Raw genomic sequence first — 5,143 nt, 5'->3', positions numbered from 1 at the left:
GTCCGGGACGGGTGGGGGTGTGCGGGGCGTGGGTGCTCACTCACCCTAATTCGTCCGCGCCGGGTTCGGCAGAGCGGCCGACGATCCGGTCGTGTGGAGCCGGGGACAGCGCCACCCGCCCAAAAGCCCAGTAAGGTCGTGCCCGGCAGAACACAGGAGGTTCCCGGGTTGTTGTACGGCACGATGAAGATGTCCGTCGGTGCGGGGCTCAAGGTCGCCTTCCGCCCGTGGGTGGAGGGCAGGGAGCATGTGCCCGACCACGGGCCGGCGATCCTGGCGAGCAATCACCTGTCCTTCTCCGACTCCTTCTTCCTTCCGGCGGTGCTGGACCGCAAGGTCACCTTCATCGCGAAGGCGGAGTACTTCACCACCCCGGGCGTCAAGGGGAGGTTGACCGCGGCGTTCTTCAAGGGCGTCGGCCAGCTCCCGGTGGACCGGTCCGGTGCCCGGGGCGCCGGAGAGGCGGCCATCGCCAGCGGCATCCAGGTGCTGGAGGGCGGTGAACTGTTCGGTATCTACCCCGAGGGCACCCGTTCGCCCGACGGGCGGCTCTACCGGGGCAAGCCCGGCGGCCTCGCCCGGGTGGCGCTGGCCACCGGCGCGCCGGTGATCCCCGTGGCCATGATCAACACCGAGAAGATCCAGCCGCCCGGCAAGGTCCTGCCCAAGCTGATGCGGCCGGGAATCCGGTTCGGCCGGCCCCTGGACTTCAGCCGCTACCAGGGCATGGAGGGCGACCGGTTCATCCTGCGGTCGCTGACCGACGAGGTCATGTACGCGATCATGAAGCTGTCCGGCCAGGAGTACGTGGACATCTACGCCACCGCCGCCAAGCGCCAGATCGAGGACGCCGCCAAGGAGCAGGCCGAGGCCGAGCGCGCCGAGCGCGCCGAGCGGCGCGCCTGGGAACGGGCGGAGCAGGACCGCCTGGAGGAACAGCGCTCGGAGCGCCGGCGGGACACCCCGCCGACCACCTGACCCGTGGCCACGCGACCGGTTGGGGGCGGCGAGGTGTCCGGACGGCAGGCGATATCCGTGGAGCAGCCCCTGTGGCACGCCCTGACCGGCTACCGGGTGCTGACCCTCTGCTACGCGCTGGCGCTCTTCGCCATGGCCTACGGCGACTACGAGGAGACCGGCCGCCCGGCGGTCGCCACCGGGTACATGGCCGTGCTCACCGTCTGGACCGCCCTGACCCTGCGCCGCACCTCCTCCGCCCGCCGGTGCACCCGCTGGTTCCTCGCCGGTGACCTCACGGTGGGGGTGACCGGCATTCTGCTGAGCCCGGTCGCCGATCCCGCCGACGTGGTGGTCCCGACGCTGCCGTCGATCTGGGTGGCCGGCTCCGTGCTCGCGTTCGCCATCAAGGCGGGCTGGCGCTGGGCGGCGCTGGCCTCCTCGTTCGTGGGCGCCGCCAATCTGCTGACCGCCGGTTTCACCCGGCTGACCGTCCACAACGTGCTGCTGGTGTGCGTGGCGAGCATCGCGATCGGCTATGTGGTCGAGGTGGCCCGCGCCAGTGAACTGACCCTGGCCCGGGCGCTCCGCATCGAGGCGGCCACCCGGGAACGGGAGCGGCTGGGCCGCGACATCCACGACGGGGTGCTCCAGGTGCTCGCCATGGTGCGGCGGCGCGCCGGGTCGCAGGACGGGGACGACGCCGAACTCGGCCGGCTGGCGGGCGAACAGGAGGCCGCGCTGCGGAGGCTCATCCACGGCGCCGCCGCCGGGGTGAGGCCGTCCGAGCCCACACCGGAGACGGTGCCCGGCCCGCGCGGCGAGAGCGAGCGGCCGGCCCCCGCGGTGCCCACCGGGCCGTCCACCGGCGTACCGGCGCTCGCGGAGGACGGGGACGGCCCCGAGCTCGACCTGGGCGCTCTCCTGGCGCTGCGCGCCTCGGAGTGGGTGACGTTCTCCGGTCCCGCCGGGCGGGTGGAACTCACGGCGGAGGCGGCGCGGGAGGTCGACGCGGCCGTCGCCGCCGCGCTGGACAACGTCCGCCAGCACGCGGGCGGACCGGACGGCACCCGCGGCCGGGCCTGGATCCTGCTGGAGGACGAGCCCGCCGGCATCGTGGTGACCGTCCGCGACGACGGCCCGGGCATCCCGGCCGGACGGCTGGCCGCAGCCGAGGCGCAGGGCCGGCTCGGCGTGTCGCTGTCGATCCGGGGACGGCTGCGCGACCTGGGCGGCAGCGCCGAGTGGGTGTCCGTGGAAGGGCAGGGGACGGAGGTCGAGCTGAGGGTGCCCAAGCGATGAACACGACGACGGGCGGGGCCGGTTCCGCTCCCGGGGAGCGGCCGGAGGACGGCCCCGGCGGGCAGCCGCTGCGGGTGATGGTCGTCGACGACCACCCCATGTGGCGCGACGCGGTGGCACGGGACCTCGCCGCCGCGGGTCTCGACGTGGTGGCCACCGCCGGGGACGGCCCCCAGGCGGTGCGCCGGGCGCTGGCCGTCCGCCCACAGGTGCTGGTGCTCGACCTCAACCTGCCGGGGCTGCCCGGCGCCGAGGTCTGCCGGCGGCTGGCCCGGAGCGCCGGTGCGGACGCCCCGAAGGTCCTGGTGCTCTCCGCCAGCGGCGAGCAGGAGGATGTGCTGGAGGCGGTCAAGGCCGGGGCCACGGGATACCTGGTGAAGTCCGCCAGCGCCGACGACCTGCTCGACGCGGTGCGGCGCACGGCCGGTGGCGAGCCGGTCTTCACGGCCGGGCTGGCGGGGCTGGTGCTCGGTGAGTTCCGGCGGCTGGCGGCCTCCGGTGAACGACCGGAGTCGCCGGGCGCTTCGGGAGGACGACCGAGTTCCGGTGCGCGACCGCCCTCCGGCGAAGGACCGGCTTCCGGTGTGCGACGGTCCGGCGAGGCGCCGCGCGTGCCGCGGCTGACCGAGCGTGAGACGGAGGTGCTGCGGCTGGTCGCCAAGGGGCTGACCTACCGCCAGATCGCCGAGCGGCTGGTGATCTCGCACCGCACCGTGCAGAACCATGTGCAGAACACCCTCGGCAAACTCCAGTTGCACAACCGGGTCGAGCTGGTCCGGTTCGCCATCGAACGCGGCCTCACCGCCGAGGAGTGAACACGCGTGAGGGCGGGGAGGGGCCCGTACGTCCCGCCCCGCTCTCACGCGCCTCCTCGGGCCGTCGGGTTCAGCCCGGCGGGACGGCCGGGACCGCGTCCGGCCGGGGAGCCGTCACCGCGTCCAGCAGTCCGGCGACGATCTCGGGGCCGCGCAACGTCAGCACCGATTCGGGGTGGAACTGCACCCCGGCGAAGCCCGGGCCGCGCACCGCCCGCACCTCGCCGCTCTCCGGCGCGCGGCTCACCAGCACGCCGTGCGCGGCGAGTTCGGCCTCGGCCTCCGCGTCGCACAGCGCGGTGTGCGAGTTGTAGAAGCCGACGGTCTCGGAGGCGCCGAACAGGTCGATCTCCACCTGCTCGCCCTGCGCCGGGCGAGCCCGACGGGCCAGCGGGAGGCCGAGTTCCGCGGCGATCAGCTCGTGCCCCAGGCAGACGCCGAGCAGTCCGCCGCGGTGCCGGGCCAGCAGTGTCGCGGCCAGTGAGCGCAGGGTGCGCAGCCGGGGGTCGTGCGGATCGGCGGGGTCGCCGGGGCCCGGGCCGAGGACGACGGGGCCGTCATGGGTGGCGGGCAGCGCGTGCAGGCCGGGGTCGTCGAACCGGCGGACGGTGACCGTCCGCCCGGCGGACCGCAGCAGGTGGGCCAGCATCGAGGTGAAGGTGTCCTCGCCGTCGATCACCACGACGCCGGGTGCCGTCCCGCCCGGTGCCGTCACACCGGGCCCGGCGGCCCCGTGCGGCGTCCTCCCGGGCTCTGCCGCCCCGTCGGCGGTTTCGGGGCGCAGCCGGAGCCAGAAGGGCGAGAGCGCCGCCCTGCGGGCGTCCAGGGCGGCCCGTACCCGGGGATCGGCGGCCAGCCCCGGGGGCGGCCCGGCCGGACGCGAGGGACGCACCCCGAGCGCGCCGAGGACGCCGGCGGCCTTGGCGTGGGTCTCGGCCACCTCGGCGTCCGGGTCGGAGCCGCGCACCAGGGTCGCTCCCACCCCGACCCGCAGCTCGCCGGTGGCGGCGTCGATGTCGGCGGTCCGGATCAGGATCGGGGAGTCCAGGTTCTGCGCGCCGCCCTCGTCCCGGCCGATCAGGGCCAGCGCTCCCGCGTAGTACCCGCGGCCCTCCGGCTCGTGGCGGCGGATGACCCGGCAGGCGTTCTGTACCGGCGACCCGGTCACCGTGGCGGCGAACATCGTCTCCCGCAGCACCTCGCGCACGTCCAGGCTGGAGCGGCCGCGCAGCTCGTACTCGGTGTGGGCGAGGTGGGCCATCTCCCGCAGCCGTGGGCCGACGACGGTGCCGCCGAGGTCTCCGACGGCGCACATCATCTTCAGCTCCTCGTCCACCACCATCGACAGTTCCTCGCGCTCCTTGCGGTCGGCGAGGAACTCCAGCAGCCCGTCGGTGTCCGGGCCCTCCGGCGGGTAGCGGTAGGTGCCGCTGATCGGGTTCATCACCACGGTGCCGCCGCTCATCCGCACATGGACCTCCGGACTGGCGCCCAGCAGGGTGCGTTCGCCGGTGTGGACCACGAAGGTCCAGTAGGCGTTGTGCTCGCCGGTGAGGAGCCGCCGGAAGAGGGCCAGCGCGTCGGCCGGACGGTAGCCGTCGACCGCTCCCCGGAAGGTGCGGCGGACCACGAAGTTGGCGCCCTGCCCGGTGCCGATCTCCTCGTCCAGGACGCGGCGGACCACCTCGGCGTACGCGGCGTCGTCGAGGTCGAAGCCCTCGTCCCGGACGGAGACCCGGTGGCCGGGGAGCAGCGGCAGCAGCTCGCCGACCGGGATCTCGTGGTGCTCGCGCGGCACCAGCACCGACAGCGGTGTGCCGTCGTCGGTCACCTCGAAGCCCCGTTCGGCGATCTGCCGGAAGGGGACCAGCGCCAGGGCGCCCGGTGCGGCGCGGGGGCCGACGGGCAGCTGGTCCAGCCGGTCGAGGTGACGTAGCTCACCGGTCATGACCTCCACCACGTCCGCGTCGCGTCCCGGGGTGCGACGGCGCAGCAGGGCGAAGGGCGGGGCGGAGGGCGAGAGCAGGTGTGGCAGCAGGTCGGCCACGGGGTGGCGCGAGGGGCCGGGC

At 74.7% G+C, this 5,143-nt stretch carries 4 protein-coding genes; 3 read left to right on the top strand and 1 reads right to left on the bottom strand.

The features are described from left to right. Positions 1 to 183 precede the first annotated feature (183 nt). The 3 genes from E0D90_RS23335 (at position 184) to E0D90_RS23325 (ending at position 3,074) form a co-directional block, all read left to right on the top strand. Positions 184 to 978 carry a lysophospholipid acyltransferase family protein gene (locus tag E0D90_RS23335; RefSeq protein ID WP_103501720.1) on the top strand — a complete coding sequence of 265 codons (795 nt, stop codon included), beginning with the start codon at positions 184 to 186 and terminating at the stop codon, positions 976 to 978. A gap of 3 nt (positions 979 to 981) precedes the next feature. Continuing rightward, complete coding sequence (macS, locus tag E0D90_RS23330) at positions 982 to 2,259, top strand: MacS family sensor histidine kinase (protein WP_227870432.1); 1,278 nt, start codon at positions 982 to 984, stop codon at positions 2,257 to 2,259. Between the two features lie 77 nt (positions 2,260 to 2,336). Further along, on the top strand, positions 2,337 to 3,074 hold the full coding sequence (locus tag E0D90_RS23325; RefSeq protein ID WP_227870433.1) for a response regulator: 738 nt from the start codon (positions 2,337 to 2,339) through the stop codon (positions 3,072 to 3,074). Positions 3,075 to 3,144: 70 nt separating this feature from the next. Here E0D90_RS23325 and E0D90_RS23320 read toward each other — a convergent pair whose 3' ends face one another. Next, positions 3,145 to 5,121, bottom strand: coding sequence for an anthranilate synthase family protein (locus E0D90_RS23320; protein ID WP_174856251.1), 1,977 nt, complete (start codon positions 5,119 to 5,121; stop codon positions 3,145 to 3,147). Positions 5,122 to 5,143: the final 22 nt, after the last annotated feature.

It is taken from the genome of Streptomyces otsuchiensis, assembly GCF_004305975.1.
Classification (GTDB): Bacteria; Actinomycetota; Actinomycetes; order Streptomycetales; family Streptomycetaceae; genus Streptomyces; species Streptomyces otsuchiensis.
Note: the sequence above shows the minus strand (reverse complement) of the source record. Positions and strands in the feature narration are given on the sequence as shown.

Coding starts and splice junctions, on each gene's coding strand:
- E0D90_RS23335 (WP_103501720.1), top strand. CDS start 184: ATGAAGATGTCCGTCGGTGCGGGGCTCAAGGTCGCCTTCCGCCCGTGG.
- E0D90_RS23325 (WP_227870433.1), top strand. CDS start 2,337: ATGGTCGTCGACGACCACCCCATGTGGCGCGACGCGGTGGCACGGGAC.